20 protein-coding genes are annotated in these 20,504 nt (G+C 66.9%); 4 read left to right on the forward strand and 16 right to left on the reverse strand.

Features of this window, described 5'->3' with window-relative positions; all coding sequences use genetic code 11:
- From ABIB54_RS12670 to hrcA, 7 genes are read right to left on the reverse strand one after another with little or no spacing between them, the layout of a single operon-like run.
- Nucleotides 1–1,584 carry a hemolysin family protein gene (locus ABIB54_RS12670; protein ID WP_354575877.1) on the reverse strand — a complete coding sequence of 528 codons (1,584 nt, stop codon included), beginning with the start codon at nt 1,582–1,584 and terminating at the stop codon, nt 1–3.
- A 7-nt stretch (nt 1,585–1,591) separates the two neighbouring features.
- Nucleotides 1,592–2,056 (reverse strand): rRNA maturation RNase YbeY, encoded by a 465-nt coding sequence (gene ybeY / locus ABIB54_RS12675; RefSeq protein ID WP_354575878.1) that lies wholly within the window; start codon nt 2,054–2,056, stop codon nt 1,592–1,594.
- On the reverse strand, nt 2,053–3,102 hold the full coding sequence (locus tag ABIB54_RS12680) for a PhoH family protein (RefSeq protein ID WP_502917128.1): 1,050 nt from the start codon (nt 3,100–3,102) through the stop codon (nt 2,053–2,055). Before ABIB54_RS12680 ends, ybeY begins: the two co-directional genes overlap by 4 nt.
- Nucleotides 3,092–3,448: an HIT domain-containing protein gene (locus ABIB54_RS12685; protein ID WP_354575879.1), complete on the reverse strand. Its 357-nt coding sequence runs from the start codon at nt 3,446–3,448 to the stop codon at nt 3,092–3,094. Before ABIB54_RS12685 ends, ABIB54_RS12680 begins: the two co-directional genes overlap by 11 nt.
- Nucleotides 3,449–3,492: 44 nt before the next feature.
- Nucleotides 3,493–4,221, reverse strand: coding sequence for a 16S rRNA (uracil(1498)-N(3))-methyltransferase (locus tag ABIB54_RS12690; protein WP_354575880.1), 729 nt, complete (start codon nt 4,219–4,221; stop codon nt 3,493–3,495).
- Between the two features lie 4 nt (nt 4,222–4,225).
- The gene (gene dnaJ, locus ABIB54_RS12695) at nt 4,226–5,332 is read right to left on the reverse strand and encodes a molecular chaperone DnaJ (protein WP_354575881.1); all 1,107 of its coding nucleotides are present in this window, start codon (nt 5,330–5,332) and stop codon (nt 4,226–4,228) included.
- A gap of 18 nt (nt 5,333–5,350) precedes the next feature.
- Nucleotides 5,351–6,373 carry a heat-inducible transcriptional repressor HrcA gene (hrcA, locus tag ABIB54_RS12700; RefSeq protein ID WP_354575882.1) on the reverse strand — a complete coding sequence of 341 codons (1,023 nt, stop codon included), beginning with the start codon at nt 6,371–6,373 and terminating at the stop codon, nt 5,351–5,353.
- 241 nt (nt 6,374–6,614) lie between these two features.
- Here hrcA and ABIB54_RS12705 point away from each other — a divergent pair, with 241 nt between their 5' ends.
- Nucleotides 6,615–6,983: a DUF4870 domain-containing protein gene (locus tag ABIB54_RS12705; protein WP_354575883.1), complete on the forward strand. Its 369-nt coding sequence runs from the start codon at nt 6,615–6,617 to the stop codon at nt 6,981–6,983.
- Between the two features lie 57 nt (nt 6,984–7,040).
- Complete coding sequence (locus tag ABIB54_RS12710) at nt 7,041–7,409, forward strand: DUF4870 domain-containing protein (protein ID WP_354575884.1); 369 nt, start codon at nt 7,041–7,043, stop codon at nt 7,407–7,409.
- Nucleotides 7,410–7,411: 2 nt separating this feature from the next.
- On the opposite strand, the gene hemW is transcribed toward ABIB54_RS12710, so the two are convergent.
- From hemW to ABIB54_RS12740, 6 genes are all read right to left on the reverse strand, one after another.
- Complete coding sequence (gene hemW, locus ABIB54_RS12715) at nt 7,412–8,650, reverse strand: radical SAM family heme chaperone HemW (protein WP_354575885.1); 1,239 nt, start codon at nt 8,648–8,650, stop codon at nt 7,412–7,414.
- The gene (locus tag ABIB54_RS12720) at nt 8,650–9,318 is read right to left on the reverse strand and encodes a DUF1990 domain-containing protein (protein ID WP_354575886.1); all 669 of its coding nucleotides are present in this window, start codon (nt 9,316–9,318) and stop codon (nt 8,650–8,652) included. The genes hemW and ABIB54_RS12720 overlap by 1 nt, the downstream gene beginning before the upstream one ends.
- A gap of 92 nt (nt 9,319–9,410) precedes the next feature.
- Nucleotides 9,411–11,207 carry an acyl-CoA dehydrogenase gene (locus tag ABIB54_RS12725; RefSeq protein ID WP_354575887.1) on the reverse strand — a complete coding sequence of 599 codons (1,797 nt, stop codon included), beginning with the start codon at nt 11,205–11,207 and terminating at the stop codon, nt 9,411–9,413.
- 272 nt (nt 11,208–11,479) lie between these two features.
- Nucleotides 11,480–13,330, reverse strand: coding sequence for a translation elongation factor 4 (gene lepA, locus ABIB54_RS12730; protein ID WP_354575888.1), 1,851 nt, complete (start codon nt 13,328–13,330; stop codon nt 11,480–11,482).
- A gap of 89 nt (nt 13,331–13,419) precedes the next feature.
- On the reverse strand, nt 13,420–13,764 hold the full coding sequence (locus ABIB54_RS12735; protein ID WP_354575889.1) for a hypothetical protein: 345 nt from the start codon (nt 13,762–13,764) through the stop codon (nt 13,420–13,422).
- 93 nt (nt 13,765–13,857) lie between these two features.
- Nucleotides 13,858–14,997: a pyridoxal phosphate-dependent aminotransferase gene (locus ABIB54_RS12740; protein WP_354575890.1), complete on the reverse strand. Its 1,140-nt coding sequence runs from the start codon at nt 14,995–14,997 to the stop codon at nt 13,858–13,860.
- Nucleotides 14,998–15,040: 43 nt separating this feature from the next.
- Between ABIB54_RS12740 and ABIB54_RS12745 the strand changes: the two genes are divergently transcribed.
- On the forward strand, nt 15,041–15,769 hold the full coding sequence (locus ABIB54_RS12745; protein ID WP_354575891.1) for an alpha/beta fold hydrolase: 729 nt from the start codon (nt 15,041–15,043) through the stop codon (nt 15,767–15,769).
- A gap of 139 nt (nt 15,770–15,908) precedes the next feature.
- Nucleotides 15,909–16,169, forward strand: coding sequence for a 30S ribosomal protein S20 (rpsT, locus tag ABIB54_RS12750; protein ID WP_185200841.1), 261 nt, complete (start codon nt 15,909–15,911; stop codon nt 16,167–16,169).
- Between the two features lie 55 nt (nt 16,170–16,224).
- On the opposite strand, the gene holA is transcribed toward rpsT, so the two are convergent.
- The 3 genes from holA to ABIB54_RS12765 all read right to left on the reverse strand — a co-directional run bounded on the left by holA (nt 16,225) and on the right by ABIB54_RS12765 (nt 20,419).
- Nucleotides 16,225–17,214 carry a DNA polymerase III subunit delta gene (gene holA, locus ABIB54_RS12755; RefSeq protein ID WP_502917129.1) on the reverse strand — a complete coding sequence of 330 codons (990 nt, stop codon included), beginning with the start codon at nt 17,212–17,214 and terminating at the stop codon, nt 16,225–16,227.
- A 168-nt stretch (nt 17,215–17,382) separates the two neighbouring features.
- Nucleotides 17,383–19,734 (reverse strand): ComEC/Rec2 family competence protein, encoded by a 2,352-nt coding sequence (locus tag ABIB54_RS12760; protein ID WP_354575893.1) that lies wholly within the window; start codon nt 19,732–19,734, stop codon nt 17,383–17,385.
- 64 nt (nt 19,735–19,798) lie between these two features.
- The gene (locus ABIB54_RS12765; protein WP_354575894.1) at nt 19,799–20,419 is read right to left on the reverse strand and encodes a helix-hairpin-helix domain-containing protein; all 621 of its coding nucleotides are present in this window, start codon (nt 20,417–20,419) and stop codon (nt 19,799–19,801) included.
- Between the last annotated feature and the right edge of the window lie 85 nt (nt 20,420–20,504).

A 20,504-nucleotide genomic window follows, 5' to 3' on the forward strand; every position in this document is an offset into this window, starting at 1 on the left:
TCAATCACCGTCTTCTGTTGATGTGGATACTGTGGCCTTCGCCTCTTCGGGCTCCGACTCCGCGGCCTTCGAATCCTTCGGCTTCGCGTCCCTCGGCTTCGACTCCTTGGGCTTCGACTCCGGTTTCGACTCCGGCTTCGACTCCTCGGGCTCCCGGGGCTTCGGCTCCGTGAGCTCCTTGGGCTTCGCGTCCTTCGGCTTCGACTCCTTGGGCTTCGACTCCTTGGGCTTCGACTCCTTGGGCTTCGACTCCTTCGGCTTCGACTCCTTCGGCTTCGACTCCTTGGGCTTCGACTCCTTCGACCTCGGCGGGTTGAACGCGGCCATGGCATCGCTGAGGGCCTGGTCCCGCTCGACGAGCACCGTGCTCAGCCGTTTGCGCCGCCCCTCCGTGCGTTCTGCGGTGAGGATGAGACCGGAGATGGTCGCGACGGAGCCGGCAAGCGGAAGGCGACCGAGCGCCTTCGTGATCAGCCCGCCGACCGAATCGACGTCGTCGTCATCGAGGTCGAGCTCGAACAGCTCCCCGAGTTCGTCGACCGGAAGGCGCGCACTCACCCGGAAGCGGCCGTCGCCCAGGTCCTCGATCTCGATCACCTCGTGGTCGTATTCGTCGGAGATGTCGCCGACCAGTTCCTCGATCAGGTCCTCCAGGGTCACGAGACCGGCGATGCCGCCGTACTCGTCGACCACCATGGCGAGATGGTTGGATTCGAGTTGCATCTGGCGCAGCGTGTCATCCGCCTTCTTCGACTCGGGAATGAACAGGGCGGGGCGCACGAGCGAGTCGAGAGTCACCGTGTCGAGCCCCGCGGGGCGCTCGTAGCTCAGCCGGGCGACGTCCCGCAGGTAGAGCACGCCGATGACTTCGTCGACATCCACCCCGATCACCGGCACCCGGGAGACGCCACGAGAGAGGAAGAGCCCCATCGCCGCGCCGATCGATTCGTCGCTGTCGATCGTCACCATGTCGGTACGCGGGATCATCACCTCACGCACGACGGTGTCGCTGAATTCGAAGATGGAGTGGATGAGCTCGCGATCGTCTTCCTCGAGAACGTCGAGCTCGGTGGCCTCATCCACCATGCTCAGCAGCTGCTCCTCCGATGAGAAGGTCGCGGTCCTGCCCGGAGTGACCCGGTTTCCGATCGCGACGAGGGCGGCGGCCACCGGACCGAGGAACAGGCGAATCGCGTGCACCGTCCACGCGCTCACCCGCACCACCGCGCGGGCGTGAACCCGCCCGACGCTGCGGGGGCTCGACCCGACGAGCACGAAGGATGCCACGGTCATGATGAACGCGGAGGCGAGCAGCGCCCACCACCACTCGGTGAACACGTAAGCGAACGCGAGCGTGACGAGCACCGCGGCGGTGGTCTCGGCAACCACCCTCATGAAGTTGACGGCGTTCACGTGCGCCCCGACATCCGCCGCTATGGCGACGAGGGATTTCCGGGCGCGCGAGGTCGATGCGATCTCCAGAAGGTCGGCGCGCGACAGCACACTGAGGGCGGCGTCGGCCGCGGCGAGGAGTCCGCCGAAGATCACCAGCAGGACAGCCACGCTGACGAAGAGCGGAATCATGGCGAGACTACTTCGATCGTCGCTCGGCGAGGGCGAATCCGGCCAGGATCTCGCGCTGGATGCCGAACATCTCCTTTTCCTCGTCCGGTTCGGCGTGGTCGAACCCGAGGAGGTGCAGGATGCCGTGGGTGGTGAGCAGCAACATCTCGTCGAGTGGGCTGTGCCCCGCGGTCTCCGCCTGGGAGATCGCGACCTGGGGGCAGAGCACGATGTCGCCGAGGAGACCGGCCGGAGTCATGGATTCCTCGGTGCCCGGCCGCAGTTCGTCCATCGGAAAGCTGAGCACATCGGTGGGGCCGGGCTCGTCCATCCACTGGAGGTGAAGCTGTTCCATCGCTCCCTCGTCGACGAGCACGATCGCGAGCTCGGCGTCGGGGTGCACATGAAGGTGGTCGAGCGCATAGATGGACAGTCGCTGCAACGCCACCTCATCCACCGGGATGACCGACTCGTTGTTGATCTCGATGCTCACGATCGACCCCCCTGTTCCCGGTCGAAGCGCTGTGCCTGCCGCTCTGCATCGTACTTGGTGTAGGCGTCGACGATGCGGCCGACGAGGTTGTGGCGCACCACATCCTCGCTGGTCAGCCGCGAGAAATGGATCTCGTCGATCTCGTCGAGCACCCGCGTCACGAGCTGGAGGCCGCTGGCACCGGCCGGCAGGTCCACCTGGGTGATGTCGCCGGTGATCACCATCTTCGAGCCGTGCCCGAGCCGGGTGAGGAACATCTTCATCTGCTCCGGGGAGGTGTTCTGCGCCTCGTCGAGCACGATGAACGCGTTGTTCAGCGTGCGGCCGCGCATATAGGCGAGGGGGGCGACCTCGATGGTGCCGGCGGCGAGCAGCTTGGGAACGACCTCCGGATCCATCATCTCGTTGAGGGCGTCGTAGAGCGGGCGCAGGTAGGGGTCGATCTTGTCGGTGAGACTGCCGGGCAGGTAGCCGAGACGTTCGCCCGCTTCGACCGCTGGGCGGGTGAGGATGATGCGTTCGACCTCTTTGCGCTGCAGCGACTGCACGGCCTTCGCCATCGCGAGGTAGGTCTTGCCGGTACCCGCCGGGCCGATGCCGAAGACAATGGTGTTCTCGTCGATCGCGTCGACGTATTCCTTCTGTCCGAGGGTCTTCGGACGGATGCTCTTGCCGCGGCTGGTGAGGATGGCCTGGCTCAGCAACTCGGCCGGACTCACCCGCTGGTCTCTCGCGAGCATCTTCGCGGACTCGGTCACACTTCGTTCGTCGAGCACATTCTCTCCATGTTCACGGTCGCTGCGCACCATCAGCACCAGCTCCTCCACCAGCCGCGCTGCGGCGGCAACCTGACGGGCATCGCCGTCCAGGGTGATTTCGTTTCCGCGCACGAGCACGGAGACCTGCGGATACTGCCGCTCGATGGTCCTCAGCAGCCGATCCTGCGGGCCGAGCAGTCGCACCATCGCGACCCCATCGACACGGATGACGACATGCTGTGCGGACCGCTCTTCGGGAGTCGGTGCTGTGAGATCGCTACTGGCCAAGGGTTCCTTCGGTGAGGGTTCCACCGAGAAGGTGGGCGTGTACGTGGAAGATGGTCTGTCCGGCCCGTGCACCGGTGTTGAAGACGAGTCGATAGTGACCGTCGCAGTGCTCGTCCGCGAGGTGCTGCGCCACCGCGACGACCTCCGCGAGAAGCGCAGGGTCCGCTGCGGCCAGTTCGGTGACGTTGGCGAACTCCGCGGTCTTCGGCACAACGAGCAGGTGCACGGGGGCCTTGGGGGCGATGTCCCGGAACGCGATGATCCGCTCGTTCTCGAAGACGATATCCGCCGGGATCTCGCGCGCAACGATGCGTGTGAAGAGCGAAGGCTCGGCTGTAGTCGACATGTTCCAAGGGTAAACGACGCCGCCGACCCGCGGATGGGCGTTCGCTACCAGCGCCCGAGCCGCGCGTTGAGCACCGCGACGGCGGCGGGACCCGCGGTCGAGGTGCGAAGGATCGTGCCCCCGAGACGCACGGATGTCGCGCCAGCGGCCTCGAGACGAGCGAGCTCCGAGGGCGAGATGCCGCCCTCCGGCCCCACGACGAGCACCACATCCCGATCGTCGGGCTCGAGCGCGCTGAGGGCGAGCGTCGCGGTGGGCTCCAGCAGGAGCATCCGTGTGACCTTCGCCAGCGCGACGAGCACGGAGAGAGAGGCGAGATCCCCCACCTCGGGCACCCATGACCGAACCGATTGTTTGCTGGCCTCCCTCACGATCGCGCTCCAGCGATCATGCCCCTTGCGCACCTTCGCGCCCTCCCACTTGACGATCGACCGCTGGGCGGACCACGGGATGACCCCATCGACCCCGAGCTCGGTGGCCTGCTGCACGGCCTGCTCGTCGCGGTCCCCCTTCGCGAGCGCCTGGACGAGCCAGATCGCCGGAGAGGCCGGAGGGGTGTCGAGAACCGCCGAGACCTCGACCACGAATTCGGTGTGCTCCGCAGAGACCACCGTGCCCGAGATCATCAGACCCGCTCCGTTGCCGATCGAGATCGACTCGCCGGCGGCGATGCGGCTCACCGTGACGGCGTGACGCGCCTCCGCTCCCCCGATCGTGATCCGCTCACCGACGGTCGCGGAGAGCAGTTCCTCGCTCAGATAGAAGTGGGCCATGCGATCAGATGTTGAGGAACCGGTCGCGCAGCTTCTGGAACAGTCCCTGCTGGAAGTGCGTGAGCGTCGGCGTCGCGGCCTTGCGAGTGCTCGCGAACTGCTTGATGAGGTCCTGCTCCTTGTGGCTGAGCTTCACCGGGGTCGTCACCTGCACCCCGATCTTGAGGTCACCACGGCCGCTGCCGCGCAGGTGGGTCACGCCGCGATCTTTGATCGTGATGACCTCCGCGCTCTGGGTGCCGGGCCGGATGTCGACCGCGACCTCACCATCGAGCGTCTTGAGCGTCGTCCTGGTGCCGAGGATGGCGTCCGTCATCTGCACTTCGAGGGTGGCGAGGATGTCGTCACCGTTGCGGCTGAACACGTCGTGGTGGCGCACCTTGATCTCGAGGTAGAGATCACCGGAAGTACCACCGGCCGGGCCGACCTCACCCTGGTTGGGCATCTGCAGGCGCAGTCCGGTGTCGACCCCGGCGGGGATGTCGACCGGGATGCTTCGGCGCGCGCGAACGCGACCCTGGCCCTGGCAGGTGGGGCAGGGGTTGGGGATCACGGTGCCGTAGCCGCGGCAGGTGCCGCACGGGCTCGATGTCATCACATTGCCAAGCAGGCTGCGCACGGTGCGCTGGATCTGCCCGCTGCCGTGACAGATGTCGCACGTGACCGGGGTGGTCCCCGGCGCGCAGCACGAGCCGTCGCAGGTCTCGCAGAGCACGGCGGTGTCCACCTCGATATCGCGGGTCGTGCCGAAGATGATCTCTTCGAGGTCGACCTCCACTCGCACGAGGGCGTCCTGTCCGCGTTCGCGGCGCGAGCGTGGCCCGCGGGTCTGCCCGCCGCCGAAGAACGACTCGAAGATGTCGCCGAAGCCGCCGAAGCCCTGCCCACCCTGCCCGCCGAAGCCGGTCTGGGGGCCGAGGTCGTACTGCTGGCGCTGCTGCGAGTCGGAGAGCACGTCGTAGGCGTGCGTGACGAGCTTGAACTGCTCCGAGGCATCTGCCCCCGGGTTCACGTCGGGATGCAGTTCCCGCGCGAGGCGACGGTACGCCTTCTTGATCTCATCGGTCGTCGCGCTGCGGTCGACACCGAGTACTTCGTAGTGGTCAGCCAATCAAATTCCCTTTGGTCTTCAGTCCTCGCCGAGCAGGCGGGACAGGTAGCGGGCGACAGCTCTCACGGCCGCGATGTTGTTCGAATAGTCCATGCGGGTGGGGCCGATCACGCCGAGGCGTGACACTTCCCCACCGGAGGTCGCGTAACCGGTGGTCAGCACCGAGGTCTCCCCCAGGCCGAAGGAGGCATTCTCCTTGCCGATCGACACCGAGAAGCCGTTCTGGTCCGGTTCCATCTCGCCGAACAGCCGCAGCAGCGTCACCTGCTCCTCGATCGCCTCGAGAACAGGGTAGATGCTGCCGCTGAAGTCTTCCTCGGTGCGCACCAGGTTCGCGGTTCCGGCCATGACCAGCCGATCATGACGGTTGGCGAGGACCTGCTCGATGAGTGCGGAGGCGATGCGGCCGACGGCCGGGGCTTCCGCCGGCGAAAACTGCTCGGGCAGCTGGGCCAGCTTCTCGGCGGCCTCCGCAAGCCCGAGGCCGCCCAGACTGGCATTCAGCCGGGATCCGAGTTGGGAGAGGAAGCCCTCCTCCAACTCGTCCGAGACGTCGAGCAGGCGCTGCTCCACCCGGCCGGTGTCCGTGATCAGCACGGTCATGACGCGAGACGAGGCGAGGCGCACGAGCTCGACGTGACGGATGCGTGAGCGCGACAGCGAGGGATACTGCACGAGCGCGACCTGGTTGGTGAGCTGCGACAGCAACCGCACCGTGCGTCCGAGCACCTGGTCGAGATCTGCGGATGATCCGAGGAAGGTCTCGATCGCGGTGCGCTGCGCCGGGCTGAGCGGTCGCAGGTCGGCGAGCTGGTTCACGAAGACGCGGTAACCCTTGTCGGTGGGGATGCGCCCGGACGAGGTGTGCGGCGCCGCGATGAGCTCTTCCTCCTCCAACAGCGCCATGTCGTTGCGGATGGTGGCTGCCGACACTCCGAAGGAGTGGCGATCCACGATCGACTTGGATCCCACCGGCTCGCGCGACGCGACGTAGTCCTGCACGATGACGCGTAGCACGTCCAGGCCTCGCTCCGACACCATGCTCACCACCCCGCTCTCTCCGTCACCGCTGCGTCACCCTGCCCACACTTGGCACTCCTGTGTTCAGACTGCCAATTGTACCGTGACCCACCCAGACGAAGGCATTGCATGCATGCCGAGGAGGGCGCTACCTTATGCATGTGCTCGTGCAGTGCCCTCAACAGAGGGCCGAGCGAGACACCGCCCGAAGTCTTTCCTTGCCAGCTCGCAGGATCGATCCGCTCACCGAAAGGCTCTGCACATGACCGACCCCATCTCCACGCCGGCTGCACCGCAACCGGCCGCGCCCCTCACCGAGGCCGAGGACCGCCAGTGGGCGTCGTTCGCACACCTCGGGGGAATCATCGGCTTCCTGCCCTCGCTGATCATCTGGCTCGTCTTCAAGGACCGTGGTCGTTTCACCAACAGTGAAGGCAAAGAGGCCCTGAACTTCCAGATCACGATGGTGGCCGCGTACATCGTCGGATCGATCCTGAGCGTCATCGTCATCGGATTCCTGATCACTCTCGCCGCGGCGATCGTCTCGATCATCTTCTCGATCATGGGCTTCCTGAAGGCCAAGGACGGCATCGCGTACCGTTACCCCTTCGCGATCCGCCTCATCAAGTAGTCCTCTTTCGCCACAAGCCCGGCCGCGCGCGGCCGGGCTTGTGTGTTTAATGGGCGCATGTCAGAAACCACGCCGAACCCCTACCAGACGCCGACGCCATTCAGCCCGAGCGACGAGAAACTCTGGGCGATGCTCGTTCACCTCGGCGGGATCTTCTTCCACTTCCTGCCGGCACTGATCGGTTATCTGGTCCTGCGCGACCGCGGTCCGTTCGTGCGCGAACACACCCGCACAGCGCTCAACTTCCAACTCACCGTTCTTCTCGGCTACGTCGTCGGACTGTTCACCCTGTGGCTGTTCGTCGGCGCGATCATCATCCTGGCCGTCGCCGTGCTCGACATCGTGTTCAGCATCATCGCCGCGGTCGCCGCCAACCGGGGTGAGTGGTACACCTACCCCGTTGCCGTGAAGTTCATCTCGGCCTAGGGCTACTCGAGCAGCCGTCGCACCACGGCATCGGCGAGCAGGCGTCCGCGCAGGGTCAACACGAGCGAGCCACGGACGGCGGATGCCCCGTCGACGAGACCGTCGCCGATAAGCCCGGCAACGGCGGTGCGCGCACTCGCCGGGAGCTCGGCGATGACCAGTCCCTCTCGAATCCGCGTGCCGAGGAGCACACTCTCCACCCGCCGCGTCTCGTCATCGAGGGTCTCTCGCCCGGCACCGGGAGACAGACCGGCGCCGATCCTGTCGGCATAGGCCGCGGGATGCTTCACATTCCACCAGCGCACTCCGCCGACATGGCTGTGCGCCCCGGGACCGATCCCCCACCAGTCATGACCCTGCCAGTAGGCGAGGTTATGCCGCGACCGGTGCTCGGCGAAGTCTCCCGGCGACTCACGCGCCCAGTTGCTGACCTCGTACCAGCCGTAGCCGGCGGAACCGAGCAGCTCGTCCGCCAGCTCGTACATGTCCGCCTGCAGATCCTCGTCGGGCTGCGCCACGTCGCCGCGTCGGATCTGCCGCGCGAGCTTCGTGCCATCTTCCACGATGAGCGAATAGGCGGAGAGATGGTCCGGTTGTTGGGCGATGGCGTGCTCGAGCGACACTCGCCAATCGTCGAGGGACTCCCCCGGAGTGCCGTAGATGAGATCGAGGCTCACCTCCAGTCCGGCGTCGCGGGCCCACTGCACCACGAGAGGCACCCGATCGGGGTCGTGGGTGCGCTCGAGCGTCGCGAGCACGTGCGGCACGGCCGACTGCATGCCGAAAGACACGCGCGTGAAACCCGCGTCGGCGAGGGATCGGAGGTAGGCGGCATCCACCGAATCGGGGTTCGCCTCGGTCGTGACCTCCGCGCCGTGCGCCAATCCCCAGGTCCCGGCGACCGCGGCGAGCATCGCGGTGAGATCGGCGACCGGCAACATGGTTGGCGTGCCCCCGCCGAAGAAGACGGTGGATGCCTTCCTGCTCGGCAGCTCCGCTCGATCGAGGATGCCCCGGGCGAGAGCCACCTCGGCGATCGCCTGGCCGGCATAGTCCGTGCGCTTGGCCCCGCGAAGTTCGTCGGAGGTGTACGTGTTGAAGTCGCAGTACCCGCAGCGCACCCGGCAGAACGGCACGTGGAGATACACCCCGAAGTTGCGTTCGGCGGCACCCACGGTGACGGATTTGGGCAGCGCGCCGTCTGACGGCGCCGGATCGGCGAGCGGAAGCGCGCTCGGCATCAGGCCCCGGTGGTCGGCGAGAGCGTGCCGGAGAGTGATTCGAAGTATCGCCGGGTGTAGTAGGCCTGCGAGAAGCGGAGCACCGGGTAGACCAGCCACCAGAACGCATTGGCCGGCCGCGAGAACGCGCTGATCTCCAGCCAGACCGATCCGTCCTCCGTCTGCTCCACGATGAACGACTCCTCGCCGCTCTCGGGATGCCCCGGGAGTGTGCCGTACGCGAAACCCCGCCGATTCACTTCGTTCACGACGTAGACCACCCGCGCCGGGGCGGTCACCTGGAACGGCCCGAAGGGGATCTCGAGCACCACAGAGTCGCCAGGCACGATGAACGGGGCGCCGTCGGGACCGAACACCACCTCGTCCCCGAGCACCGTGTCCGCCACCGGCGCACCGGCCTCGTCGAAGGCCACGGGTACGTAGGTCTGGTCGCTGACCGCGGCCGGAACATCCGCCACGTCGACACGGAATCCGCTCGTGCGCTGGATGCCCCAGGACATCACCTCGGTCCAGGCGTAGTCCCAGCGCGCGTCACCATGGCCGATTCTCATGCGCTGCCGGAACGGCCGGTAGCCCGAGGGTGACTTGGTGAGCAGGTCAGCCGACTGGGTCGCTCCGACGCTCGCGTAGGTGACGGGCCGCTCCCAGAGCGGCAACTTCGCAGGCATCTAACGCAACCGGATCGTCGAGGCGGCTGAAGCGGGCATGGCGCAATTCTACCGGCGCCACGCCCGTCGACATGCCCCGGGAGGACGGTCGTCTAGCCGATCGAGCCGCTTCGGACTCGCCCGGCGAGCTGGTCGGCATCCAGGGCGAACAGGTCCCGTGCTCCCCCGGTGGCCGCACCGAAGAGTCCCGCTGCCTGCGGAAGCAGCTGCTCGGCATAGAAGCGAGCGAGCACCAGCTGGGTGTCGGCGAGGTCCTCGTCGCCGGTCGCCTCACCGGCGAGAGCCGAGCGCGCCATCAGCCAGCCACCGACGGTGAGTCCCCACATGCGCAGGTACGGGGACGAGCCGGCGAGCACGGCGTTCGGGTCCGACTGGCCAGTGCGCAGCATCCATCCGGTCGCCGCCTCGAGGGAGTCGAGCTGGGTGCGAAGCTGCACCCGGATCGTCTCGAAGGCGTCCCCGGCATCGGAGAGTTCTGCGTCGATCTCGCGCATGGTCGCGATGAATTCGAGGAAGGATGCCCCGCTCCGCACCGCGAGCTTGCGGCCGACGAGGTCCGCGGCCTGGATGCCGTTGGTGCCTTCGTAGATCGGGGTGATGCGTACGTCGCGGAAGTGCTGGGCCGCGCCGGTCTCCTCGATGTAACCCATGCCGCCGAAGACCTGAAGGGCGAGCGAGGTGAGCTCAACACCGAGGTCGGTGCCAAAGGACTTGCTGATCGGAGTGAGCAGGCCAACGATCTCGGAGGCCCGCACCCGGGCCGCCTCGTCGGTGGAGTGGGTGCTGAGGTCGATCTGCACCGCGTTGAACAGTACGAGACGGCGCAGGGCCGAGAGATACGCCTTCTGGGTCATCAGCATGCGGCGCACGTCGGGGAAGTCAATGATCGGAGAATCGACGGTGGCTCCGATCGCCTTGCCCTGGGTGCGGTCCTGCGCGTAGGCGAGCGAACCCTGGTAGGCGCGCTCCCCGATGGACAGGCCCTGAGTGCCGACGGAAAGCCGGGCGCTGTTCATCATGACGAACATGATGCGCATGCCGAGGTTCTCTTCACCGATGAGGTATCCCGTCGCATTCTCGTAGGAGAGCACGCAGGTCGGGGCGCCGTGGATGCCGAGCTTGTGCTCGATCGAGAGGCAGCTGACGCCGTTGTGCTCGCCGAGCGAACCGTCCTCGTGCACGTGGAACTTGGGCACGATGAAGCAGGAGATGCCGCGAGTGCCGGCCGGGGCGCCCGGGGTACGCGCGAGCACGAGGTGCACGATCTGCTCGGAGAGGTCGTGCTCGCCGTAGGTGATGTAGATCTTCTGTCCCGTGATGGCGTAAGTGCCGTCGCCGTTGGGAACGGCGCGGGTGGTGAGCGCCCCGACATCCGACCCCGCCTGCGGTTCGGTGAGGTTCATCGTGCCGGTCCACTCACCGCTGATCATCTTGGGCAGGTAGGTGTTCTTCTGCGCGTCGTCTCCGTAGTGCAGGAGCGCGTCGATGGCTCCCTGCGTGAGCAGCGGACAGAGCGCGAAGGCCATGTTCGACGAGCCGAGCATCTCCTGGATGGCGAGGCCGACGGACCACGGGAAGCCTCCACCGTCGAACTCCTCCGGGAACGGCACGCTGCCCCACCCGGCATCGACGTACTGGCGATAGGCGGACTTGAAGGCCGCCGGAGTGCGGACTGAGCCGTCGGGATCGCGCTGAGCGCCCTCGACATCCCCGGTCTGGTTGGTGGGAGCGACGACCTTCACCATGAAGTCGCCGCAGTCTTCCAACAGGCCGACGACGGTGTCGAGATCGGCGTGCTCATAGCCGGGAAGTGCGGCAACCTGTGGATACCCCACCACGTGCTCGAGGACGAAGGCAAGATCGGACACGGGGGGACGGTAATCGCTCATGTTCGCAGCGTACTGCGCCCGTCGTCATTCGGTCACGAACGCTGTGCCGACTCACAAAAGACTGTGGGCGGACACACTATTTGTTGTTCGTGCAGTCCATTCCCTGACGTGTCCCCCAGTGGCATGGACCGCGGGCCTGCGAGCCGCACCGACAGTGTTGAGCAGAGAACATTGGAGGAGAGAACTGGCAGTTGGTGCTCTCCTCGGCGCGGAATACAGCGCGAACTGCCAGGTATGCAGCCACCGCAGGGACAAATCGGCGAGCAGCCGAGTTACTTCTCTTTCTTGGTCTCCGTGTCACCACTGAGCGCCGCGATGAACGCCTCCTGCGGAACCTCGACACGACCCACCATCTTCATGCGCTTCTTGCCCTCCTTCTGCTTCTCGAGGAGCTTGCGCTTGCGGGTGATGTCACCGCCGTAACACTTGGCGAGCACATCTTTGCGCATCGCGCTGATCGACTCACGGGCGATGATCCGAGCGCCGATGGCGGCCTGGATCGGCACCTCGAACTGCTGCCTCGGGATCAGCTTCTTGAGCCGCTCCGTCATGAGCACGCCGTAGGCGTAGGCCTTGTCGCGATGAACGATGGCGCTGAAGGCATCCACCGCCTCACCCTGCAGCAGGATGTCGACCTTCACGAGGTCCGCATCCTGGTCGCCGGTCGGTTCGTAGTCGAGGCTCGCGTAGCCGGCGGTGCGGCTCTTCAGCTGGTCGAAGAAGTCGAACACGATCTCGCCGAGGGGCATCGTGTAGTGCAGCTCCACGCGATCCTCGCCCACGTATTCCATGCCCTGCATGGTGCCGCGACGGCCCTGGCAGAGCTCCATCACGGTGCCGACGAAATCCTTCGGGGTGAGGATGGATGCCTTCACCACGGGTTCACTCACCGAGGCGATCTTGCCGCCAGGGAACTCGCTCGGGTTGGTGACCGTGACGGTCTTCTTATCGTCGGTCGTGACCTGGTAGATCACGCTCGGTGCCGTTGCGATGAGGTCGAGCCCGAATTCACGTTCGAGCCGTTCCGTGACGATCTCGAGGTGCAGCAGTCCGAGGAATCCGCAGCGGAAGCCGAAGCCGAGCGCGACGGAGGTCTCGGGCTCGTAGACCAGCGCGGCATCCGAGAGCTTGAGCTTGTCGAGGGCCTCGCGCAGCACCGGATAGTCAGAGCCGTCGATCGGATAGATGCCGGAGAAGACCATGGGCATCGGCTCGGAATAGCCCTTGAGGGCGACGGTCGCAGGCTTCATGAAGCTCGTCACGGTGTCACCCACCTTGCTGAGTCGCACGTCTTTGACGCCGGTGATGAGGTACCCGACCTCGCCGACGCCGAGTCCCTTGGTCGGGGTCGGCTCGGGAGCGCTGACACCGATCTCGAGCACCTCGTGGGCGCTCTTGGTGCTCATCATCATGATCTTCTCGCGCGGCTTGAGCGACCCGTCGATCATGCGCACGTAGGTGATCACGCCGCGATAGGCGTCGTAGACGGAGTCGAAGATCATGGCGCGGGCCGGTGCCGCCGCATCGCCGACCGGAGGCGGGATGAGTCGGGTCGCGCGATCGAGCAGCTCCGGCACGCCGACACCGGTCTTGCCGGAGACGAGCAGGATGTCCTCCGGCTTGCACCCGAGCAGCCCGACGATCTCCTTGATGTACTTCTCCGGATCCGCGGCGGGCAAGTCGATCTTGTTCAACACCGGGATGATCGTGAGGTCGTTGTCGAGCGCGAGGTAGAGGTTCGCGAGCGTCTGCGCTTCGATGCCCTGCGCGGCATCCACGAGCAGGATCGCCCCCTCGCACGCCGCAAGCGAGCGGGAAACCTCGTAGGTGAAGTCCACGTGGCCGGGGGTGTCGATCATGTTGAGAGCGTAGGTCTGGCCGTCCAGCTCCCACGGCATCCGCACGGCCTGGCTCTTGATCGTGATGCCGCGCTCGCGCTCGATGTCCATGCGGTCGAGGTACTGGGCGCGCATGTCGCGGTCGCTCACCACGCCGGTGATCTGCAGCATCCGGTCGGCGAGCGTGGATTTGCCGTGGTCGATGTGGGCGATGATGCAGAAGTTGCGGATGAAGGCGGGGTCGGTCGAAGCCGGCTCGAGGGCCTTCAATGCTCTGGGGCTCACGCAAATCCTTCGTATCAGTACCGTGGGGTCGCACAATTCTCCCACGACGCGCGTCGACCGGGATGCGGGCGCCGGTTGGCGCGCGGTCGTTACTGCCCGAAGAACGCCGCGAAGGCTCCCAACGGGGCCAGGAACGCGAGCCCGAATGCGAGAGCGAGCACCGGAAGCGCGAGGGACACCGCTCCGACGATGATTCCCCAGGTGCTGAAGTTGCGACCGGCAGGTTCACGGTTGAGCCCGATCGAACCGACGACGATCGCGGCGATCGGAACGATCAGCGTGTAACCGAAGGCGATCGAGGCGATCGCGAGCACGAGGCTGGTGATCCCGAGACTTCGGGAGGTGTCGCCCGCTGTGGGCGGAACGGCCTCTTCCTGCGTAGGCGCCGCGGTGGTGGCGATGGTCGGGGTGGTGTCGATGGTCGGGGTGGTCATGTTCTCTCCAGGGGTGATCGGTGTCACTTCAGGCTAGAAAGCAGCGGATCCGGCGACCATGGGGCTAACCCCCGGGTTGCTCGCGGCCAATCCCTACGGTGCAGGCAGTCGCCCGAGACCCTCGAGCAGCACGGCCTGGTCGGCAGCGAGCGACACCCGGATCCAGCCCTCTCCGGACCGCCCGAAAGCACTGCCCGGCGCGACCGCGACGCGGTCGTGAAGCAGAAAGTGTTCGGCCCAGGCCGCGACGTCACCGCCGCTCGAGTGGGAGACATCCACCCACAGGTAGAAGGCGCCGCCCGGCCGCTGGTACCGGATGCCACGGGAGTCGAGCAGCGCACACGCCGCCTCGAGGTTGGCGCGATAGTGCTCGCGAGAGTCGGCCACGTGCTGGTGATCGCCGGTGATCGCGGCGACCGCCGCGTACTGGTCGGGCATCCCGACGCAACTGATCGATGCCTCCTGAACCGTTCGCATGACCGCGGCGAGTCCGGGCGGGGTGACGAGATAGCCGATACGAGCCCCCGTCATCGCGTAGGTCTTGGAGAGGGAGAAGACGCTGAACACCCGGTCATCGGTGTCGAGGCTGGCGATGCTGACATGCGGGGCGCTGTAGGTGAAATATTCGTAGACCTCGTCGCTGAGTACCCAGAGGTCATGGCGGCGCGCGAATTCGAGGAGCGTGCGCAACTGACTCTCGTCGAACACCACACCGAGCGGGTTCGACGGGGAGTTGATGATGATGACACGGGTGCGGTCCGTCACGAGTCGCTCGAGTTCGTCGAGATCGGGAGCGAACCCGTGCTCCGGGCGCAGGGAGTATGACACCGGTACGGCCTCGAGCAGCCGGGCGTTCATGGTGAAGGTGGTGTAGCCCGGATCGGGCACGAGCACCTCGTCGCCGGTGGAGAGCAGGAGGCGCATGGCCTGGAACAGGCCCTGCGTGGCGCCGAGCGTCACCCAGACGCGCTCGACATCTACCTCGATGCCGTTCTCCCGGGCCAGCTTCTGCACGATGGCGGCTCTCAGCGGCGGGATGCCGCCGTTTGCGGAGTAGCTCGTGAGGTCGTCGCGCCACGCCTGCGCGCCCGCCGCGAGGATGTGCGCGGCAACCGCGCGGTCCGGCTCCCCCACCGCGAGGGAGATCACATCGTCGAGCTCGAGGGCGATCTCGAAGATGCGCCGGATGCCGGACGGGGGAACGGCGGCGATGTGCGGGGAGAGTGACGGCATACTGTCAGGCTATTACCCCAGCCGGAGCCGTTAGCATCGTGAAATGCCCACCCCCGTCGTGCTCGTCCACGGCCTCCGCGGCTCGAGCGCCGAGTGGTCGGTGCTGCGCGACATCCTCGAGGCTCACGGGCATGACGTTGTGGCGGTCGATCTTCCCGGCCACGGGACTCGCATCGGCGAACCCTTCTCCATCGGCGAGTCCCTGGTGACCGTTGCGGACGCGGCGCGCTCCCTCGGGACCGCGCCGGTGTTCGTCGTCGGCCGGGGGCTCGGCGGTCATCTCGCCGTGGAGTGCGGCTCCCTCATCGACACTGTCGGCGGTGTCGTCGCGATCGGCTGTGGCACCCAGGCGCTCAGCTGGGTTCTCGACAGCTACCGCATCGCCTCGACGACGACCCACCACATGCTTCCCGACAGCGGTGCGGCCGTGAGCAGTGCGGCATCCTCCACCTTCGTGCGGGCCGGATCCTCCGGCGGCGTCGCCCCCTCAGAGCACTTCGCCGACACTCTCCGCCAGCTGGACGCTCTCGAGACCGGTGCCGCGCTCGCGCGACTTCAGGTGCCGGTGTGGCTGCTCAACGGACAGTTCGACCGGTTCCGGATGCAGGAGCGCGCCTTCCTGTCCGCCGCGGCCGATCACCGGCTCGTGCGACAGCGCGGGGTGCGCCTTGCCGCCCGTTTCCGCCGCCCGATGGAGACTGCTCGCCTGCTGCTGGGCATCCTCGATGGGCGCCACCCGACACGCTCCCTCTCCGCGTTGCCGGATCGCTGACGCACTGGTATCGTTGATGGTTGGCTTGCGCGAGACATTTGGTACCCGAATGGTCTCGCGAATCGCAGCCCGGATCCCCCAGCACTGGAACCGGTTCGCGGCTGCCCTCAACCGTTCGAACCACAGAGAAAGTTAGACATTGGCAAACATCAAGTCGCAGATCAAGCGCATCGGAACCAACAAGAAGTCCCAGGACCGCAACAAGGCCGTGAAGAGCGAGGTCAAGACCGCCGTGCGTACCGCGCGTGAGGCCATCGTCGCCGGCGACGCGGCCAAGGCCGCCACCGCGCTCGCGCTCGCGTCGAAGAAGCTCGACAAGGCCGCAAGCAAGGGCGTCATCCACAAGAACCAGGCCGCGAACCGCAAGTCGGCCATCGCCAAGCAGGTCGCTGCGCTCTAAGCGTTTTCGTCAGAAGCCCGTCACCGTTCGCGGTGGCGGGCTTTTTGCGTGCCTGCTAGGAGGTGCCGCGGGTGCTGATGACGCCGACGAGACGTTCGAGCACGAAGACCGGATCGCGACCGGCACCCTTGATCGCGGCATCCGTCTCGGCGAGCAGTTCGATGCACCGACCGAGGCCGCGATCGTCCCACCCCTGCAGGTCCCGACGGGCGCGATCCACCTGCCAGGGCGCGAGTCCGAACTGCTGGGCGAGCTGGCCGGATCCTCCGCGTGCGCCGGAGATCTTCGCCATGGTGCGCAACTTGCTGGCGAAGGCGGCGAGGATCGGCACCGGGTCGGCCCCGGAGGCGAGGGCGTGGCGAAGCAGGATGAGCGCGTCACCGCGGCGGCCAGCGATGGCGACATCCGCGACCCGGAAAGCGTTGGTCTCGACCCTGCCCGAGTAGTACTTCTCGACGGTCACCTCGGTGATCTCCTCGCTCGCGTCGGCCATCAGTTGCTGGCAGGCGGCCGCGAGCTCGGCGAGATCGTCGGAGAAGGCCCCGGTGAGCGCGCGCAGGGCACCGCTCGTGATGCGGCGGTTCTCGATCGCGAACTCCGCCGCAGCGAAGTCGAGCTTCTCGGAGTCTTTCTTGAGTTCGGTGCAGACGATCTCGATACCGTTGCCGAGCCCGCCGCGGATGGCATCGAGCAGCTTCTTGCCCCGAACTCCGCCGGCGTGCCGCAGCACGACATAGGTGTCGTCGGCCGGAGACTCCAGGTACTGGAGCGTCTCGGCGATGAAGGCATCCGTGCACTTCTCAACGCCGGTGACCCGGATCAGGCGCGGCTCGCCGAACAGCGAAGGACTGGCCATGGTGATGAGCTCACCCGGCCCGTAGGCATCCGCTTCGAGGTCGCTGATCTCGAGGCTCGGATCTTCCGCCTTGAGGATCTCGCGCAGCAGGCGGATGGCGCGTTCGGCGAGAAAATCCTCCGTGCCGGAGACGAGCACGACGTTCGCCGGTCGCACACGGTCCCAGCCCAGCTGCGGGATCGACACCACCGCCTTCCCTGCCGGGGATGCGGATTTCGATGCTGCCCTGCCTGCCACTGCGCTCCCCGAACTTCTTCGCCCTGACGGGCTGTCGGCCCCAGTTTATTGCGACCCCACCGACGCTCGGACCGACGGGCGACAGGCCGACCCCCGCCAGGCCCACGCCTGTGGGGCCGTCTAGTGAGAGCTCCCCTTCCCCTCCGGCAGCGGATGCTCGGTCCAGACTGTCACGCCCCCTCCCGGGGCAGGCGCCAACAGTGCCATCCCCTCGAGGTCCGTGCGGGTCGCAAGAGTGTGGCTGTCGGCGAGGATGCCGAGCACTCTGTCGGTCGGATGCCCGTAGCCGTTGTCGAGGCCCACGCCGATCACTCCCACAGTCGCGTGAAGTGCCGCGTAGAGCTTCGGGTTCTGGTCGCCCGAACCGTGGTGCGCCACCTTCACGACATCCACCGGACCGATGCGATTGGCCGCCATCATCAGAGCCTGCGGTCGATCGCCGAGGTCGCCGAGAAAGAGAGACGAGAGGCATCCCGACGCGCACTCCCCGATCCCGGTGAACCGCAGCGTCACACTGGCGTCGTTTCCGGGTTCGACCGAACCGAGCCGGGCCCGTGGCCATAACACCTCCCACCCGAGCTCGCCCAACTGGCCCGTGAGCCCCTGGCTCACCTGGCTGACGACGGCCCCGTGCTGGGCGAGCTGCGCGCCGATGCCCGACGCCGGAGATCCGTCGGTCGGGCCGATCATCGCCCGGGTGACGCGCCCGAACACGGCAACGGTGCCGCCCACATGATCGAAGTCCCAATGGGTGAGCAGCAGAAGGTCGATGCGAGAGATGCCGAGTTCGTCGAGGCAACGCCGCAACAGCTTCGGATCGCGACCCGTGTCGATGAGAGCGATCTGTCCTTGGCTGCGAACGAGCACCGCATCGCCCTGGCCGACGTCGCAGGCCGCGATCTGCCAGTTCTCGGGTCTCGAGAGACGCTGTCGCAGCGAATCACCCGCCGCGATGCCTCCAACCCCAACCAATACCAGGGCGAGCGCGAGCGACGCGAACCTGCGCCACAGACGACCGGGCGGCGCAAGCACGACCCCGAGGAGTAATGCGGTGATGACCGCGATGGAGGCGACACCGGGAGGGCCCGGCACCCAGGGAAGCGACCCGCCCGGCAGGCCGCTGAAGAAGGTTGCGACGGAGGCGATCCAGGCCGCCGGCAGCCACGCGATCGCCGCGACGAGGTTCCCGACAGCGGGCAGCACCGGAAGCAGGACACAGGCGATCAATCCGAGCACGGTGGCGACCGGAGCGGCTGGCTCGGCGAGCACATTGGCGAACACGCCGTAGGTGGGAATGCTCGGGTTGAGCAGGATGAGCACCGGTTGGCACGCCAGCTGTGCGGCGAGCGGGATGGCGAGCACCGCCGCGAGCCAGAGCGGCATCCGACGCGACATCAGTCGCGTGAGCGGTGCGGACAGGGTCAGCAGTCCACCGGTGGCGAGCACGGAGAGGATGAAGCCATAGCTGTGCGAGAGCCACGGATCGGTCGCCAGCAGGATCAGACTCGCCAGCGCCAGGATCGGGATGCCGCGAACCGGACGACCCCGGGCGAGTGCCGCGAGCACCAGAGCCGCCATCACCGCGGCCCGCAGCACGCTCGGCTCGGGGGTGACCAGCACCACGAAGCCCACGAGGATCACCACCGATAGGCCGATCCGCCAGGCCCGCGGTAGACCGATCGACGCACCACCGAGCATGACCAGAGCGATCACGACGGCACAATTGGCGCCGGAGACGGCCGTCAGGTGACTGAGTGAGGTCACCTTCATCGCGCCGTCGAGTGCGGTGCCGACGGCGCTGGTGTCCCCGATGGCGAGGCCAGGGAGCAGGTCTCCACCGTCGCCCGGGAGTGTTGCCGCGGCATCCCGGAACCGGGCGCGAAGACCATTCGCCCAGTCGAGGTACCAGGGCGAGGCGGACTCGAGGCGCACTCCGCGATCGGCGAACAGGCGGAACGCGACCTGGTCTGTCGACTCCGTCGCCGAGAGGGTACCCGCGAGCGTCACGGTGGCTCCGATGCCGATCATGGTGGGCGAGGGAACCGCGAAGACCGTGACCGGGCTATCGAGAGACAGCGTGTCACCTCCGATGGTCACCGAATTCAGCGTGGCGGAGAACATCGCCTTACCCGCGACACCCTGGCCTTGTGCCGGTACCGTTTCGGTGACCACCGCCGTGGCGGTGACAAAGCGACCAGCGTTTGCCGCCTCGAGCAGCACCTCCGGCGAACGACTCGGGGCTCTGGTCGCCGCGACGCTGGTGAGCATCGCGCTGGCGGCAAGGGCGAGGGCAACGCCGATGAGCAGGGCGGGGCGGCGCCCGCGCGTGGCAAGAGATGCCAGCAGGGCCAGGGCGGTCGCCACCCAGAAGAGGATTGCCGCGCCCGGGAGCAGCTGCGGAGTTTCCACCAGCACCCCGACGGCCACCCAGGCGACAACGGTCGGCACCGCGAGTCGAAGATCGACGTTCACAGCGTCACTTCAAACACAGCGTCACAGCAGTCACAGCGTCACATCAAACGCAGCGTCACGGCAGTCACAGCGTCACGAGGTCCTTCAGCGAGTCGAAGGTCTTCTGGCCGACACCGGTGACGCTCATCAGGTCTTCGAGGGCGGTGAACCTCCCGTTCTTCGCGCGCCAGTCCAGGATGCGTTTCGCCATGGCTGGACCCACCCGCGGAAGGGTCTCGAGCGCCGTCTCATCCGCGGTGTTGATGTTGATCTTGCCGCCAGGGGATGTCGCCCCCGGCGCGATGACGGGGGCCTCGCCGACAGCGGGCACGAGGATCTGCTCGCCATCGACGAGCGGCCGCGCCAGATTGAGCCCCGCCTGTTCGGCGCTCGGGGTGAAGCCGCCGGCGGCTGCGATCGCATCGACCGCCCGGTCCCCCTCGCGGAGAAGGTAGAGCCCCGGCTTCGCGACAGCGCCGAGGATGTGCACGTAGATGGTCACGCCTGCCGAGGCGGACCGTGGTGCGCCGCTGACGCCGGGCGTCGAAGGCGCGAGGGGCGCGACGGTCTGGGTCGCCCCGTCGGGGCCCACCGCGCTCACGAGCACCGCGATGCCAAGGCCGACGAGCACCAGCACGATGGCCGCACCCACACCCACGCGCGCGCGGACGGGTCGGCGCGCGACGAGGGCGGCGGGCGGATCCATTCCCGAAGGCTAGGAAGTATCCGCCCGTGACCTCATCGTCGGGGCCGGGGATGGGGACAATCCGGCCCCCGCTCCCCCGGCAGAG

The sequence above is a fragment of the Frigoribacterium sp. UYMn621 genome (assembly GCF_040549525.1).
Classification (GTDB): domain Bacteria; phylum Actinomycetota; class Actinomycetes; order Actinomycetales; family Microbacteriaceae; genus Lacisediminihabitans.

What these genes read in the sequence shown, in the direction of transcription:
- ABIB54_RS12705 (WP_354575883.1), top strand. Translation starts at nt 6,615, where the DNA reads ATGACCGACCCCATCTCCACGCCGGCTGCACCGCAACCGGCCGCGCCC.
- ABIB54_RS12720 (WP_354575886.1), bottom strand. Translation starts at nt 9,318, where the DNA reads ATGCCTGCGAAGTTGCCGCTCTGGGAGCGGCCCGTCACCTACGCGAGC.
- ABIB54_RS12765 (WP_354575894.1), bottom strand. Translation starts at nt 20,419, where the DNA reads ATGGATCCGCCCGCCGCCCTCGTCGCGCGCCGACCCGTCCGCGCGCGC.
- ABIB54_RS12685 (WP_354575879.1), bottom strand. Translation starts at nt 3,448, where the DNA reads ATGTCGACTACAGCCGAGCCTTCGCTCTTCACACGCATCGTTGCGCGC.
- hemW (WP_354575885.1), bottom strand. Translation starts at nt 8,650, where the DNA reads ATGCCGAGCGCGCTTCCGCTCGCCGATCCGGCGCCGTCAGACGGCGCG.
- ABIB54_RS12740 (WP_354575890.1), bottom strand. Translation starts at nt 14,997, where the DNA reads ATGCCGTCACTCTCCCCGCACATCGCCGCCGTTCCCCCGTCCGGCATC.
- ABIB54_RS12670 (WP_354575877.1), bottom strand. Translation starts at nt 1,584, where the DNA reads ATGATTCCGCTCTTCGTCAGCGTGGCTGTCCTGCTGGTGATCTTCGGC.
- ABIB54_RS12690 (WP_354575880.1), bottom strand. Translation starts at nt 4,221, where the DNA reads ATGGCCCACTTCTATCTGAGCGAGGAACTGCTCTCCGCGACCGTCGGT.
- ABIB54_RS12725 (WP_354575887.1), bottom strand. Translation starts at nt 11,207, where the DNA reads ATGAGCGATTACCGTCCCCCCGTGTCCGATCTTGCCTTCGTCCTCGAG.
- hrcA (WP_354575882.1), bottom strand. Translation starts at nt 6,373, where the DNA reads ATGGTGTCGGAGCGAGGCCTGGACGTGCTACGCGTCATCGTGCAGGAC.
- ABIB54_RS12745 (WP_354575891.1), top strand. Translation starts at nt 15,041, where the DNA reads ATGCCCACCCCCGTCGTGCTCGTCCACGGCCTCCGCGGCTCGAGCGCC.
- ABIB54_RS12735 (WP_354575889.1), bottom strand. Translation starts at nt 13,764, where the DNA reads ATGACCACCCCGACCATCGACACCACCCCGACCATCGCCACCACCGCG.
- ABIB54_RS12710 (WP_354575884.1), top strand. Translation starts at nt 7,041, where the DNA reads ATGTCAGAAACCACGCCGAACCCCTACCAGACGCCGACGCCATTCAGC.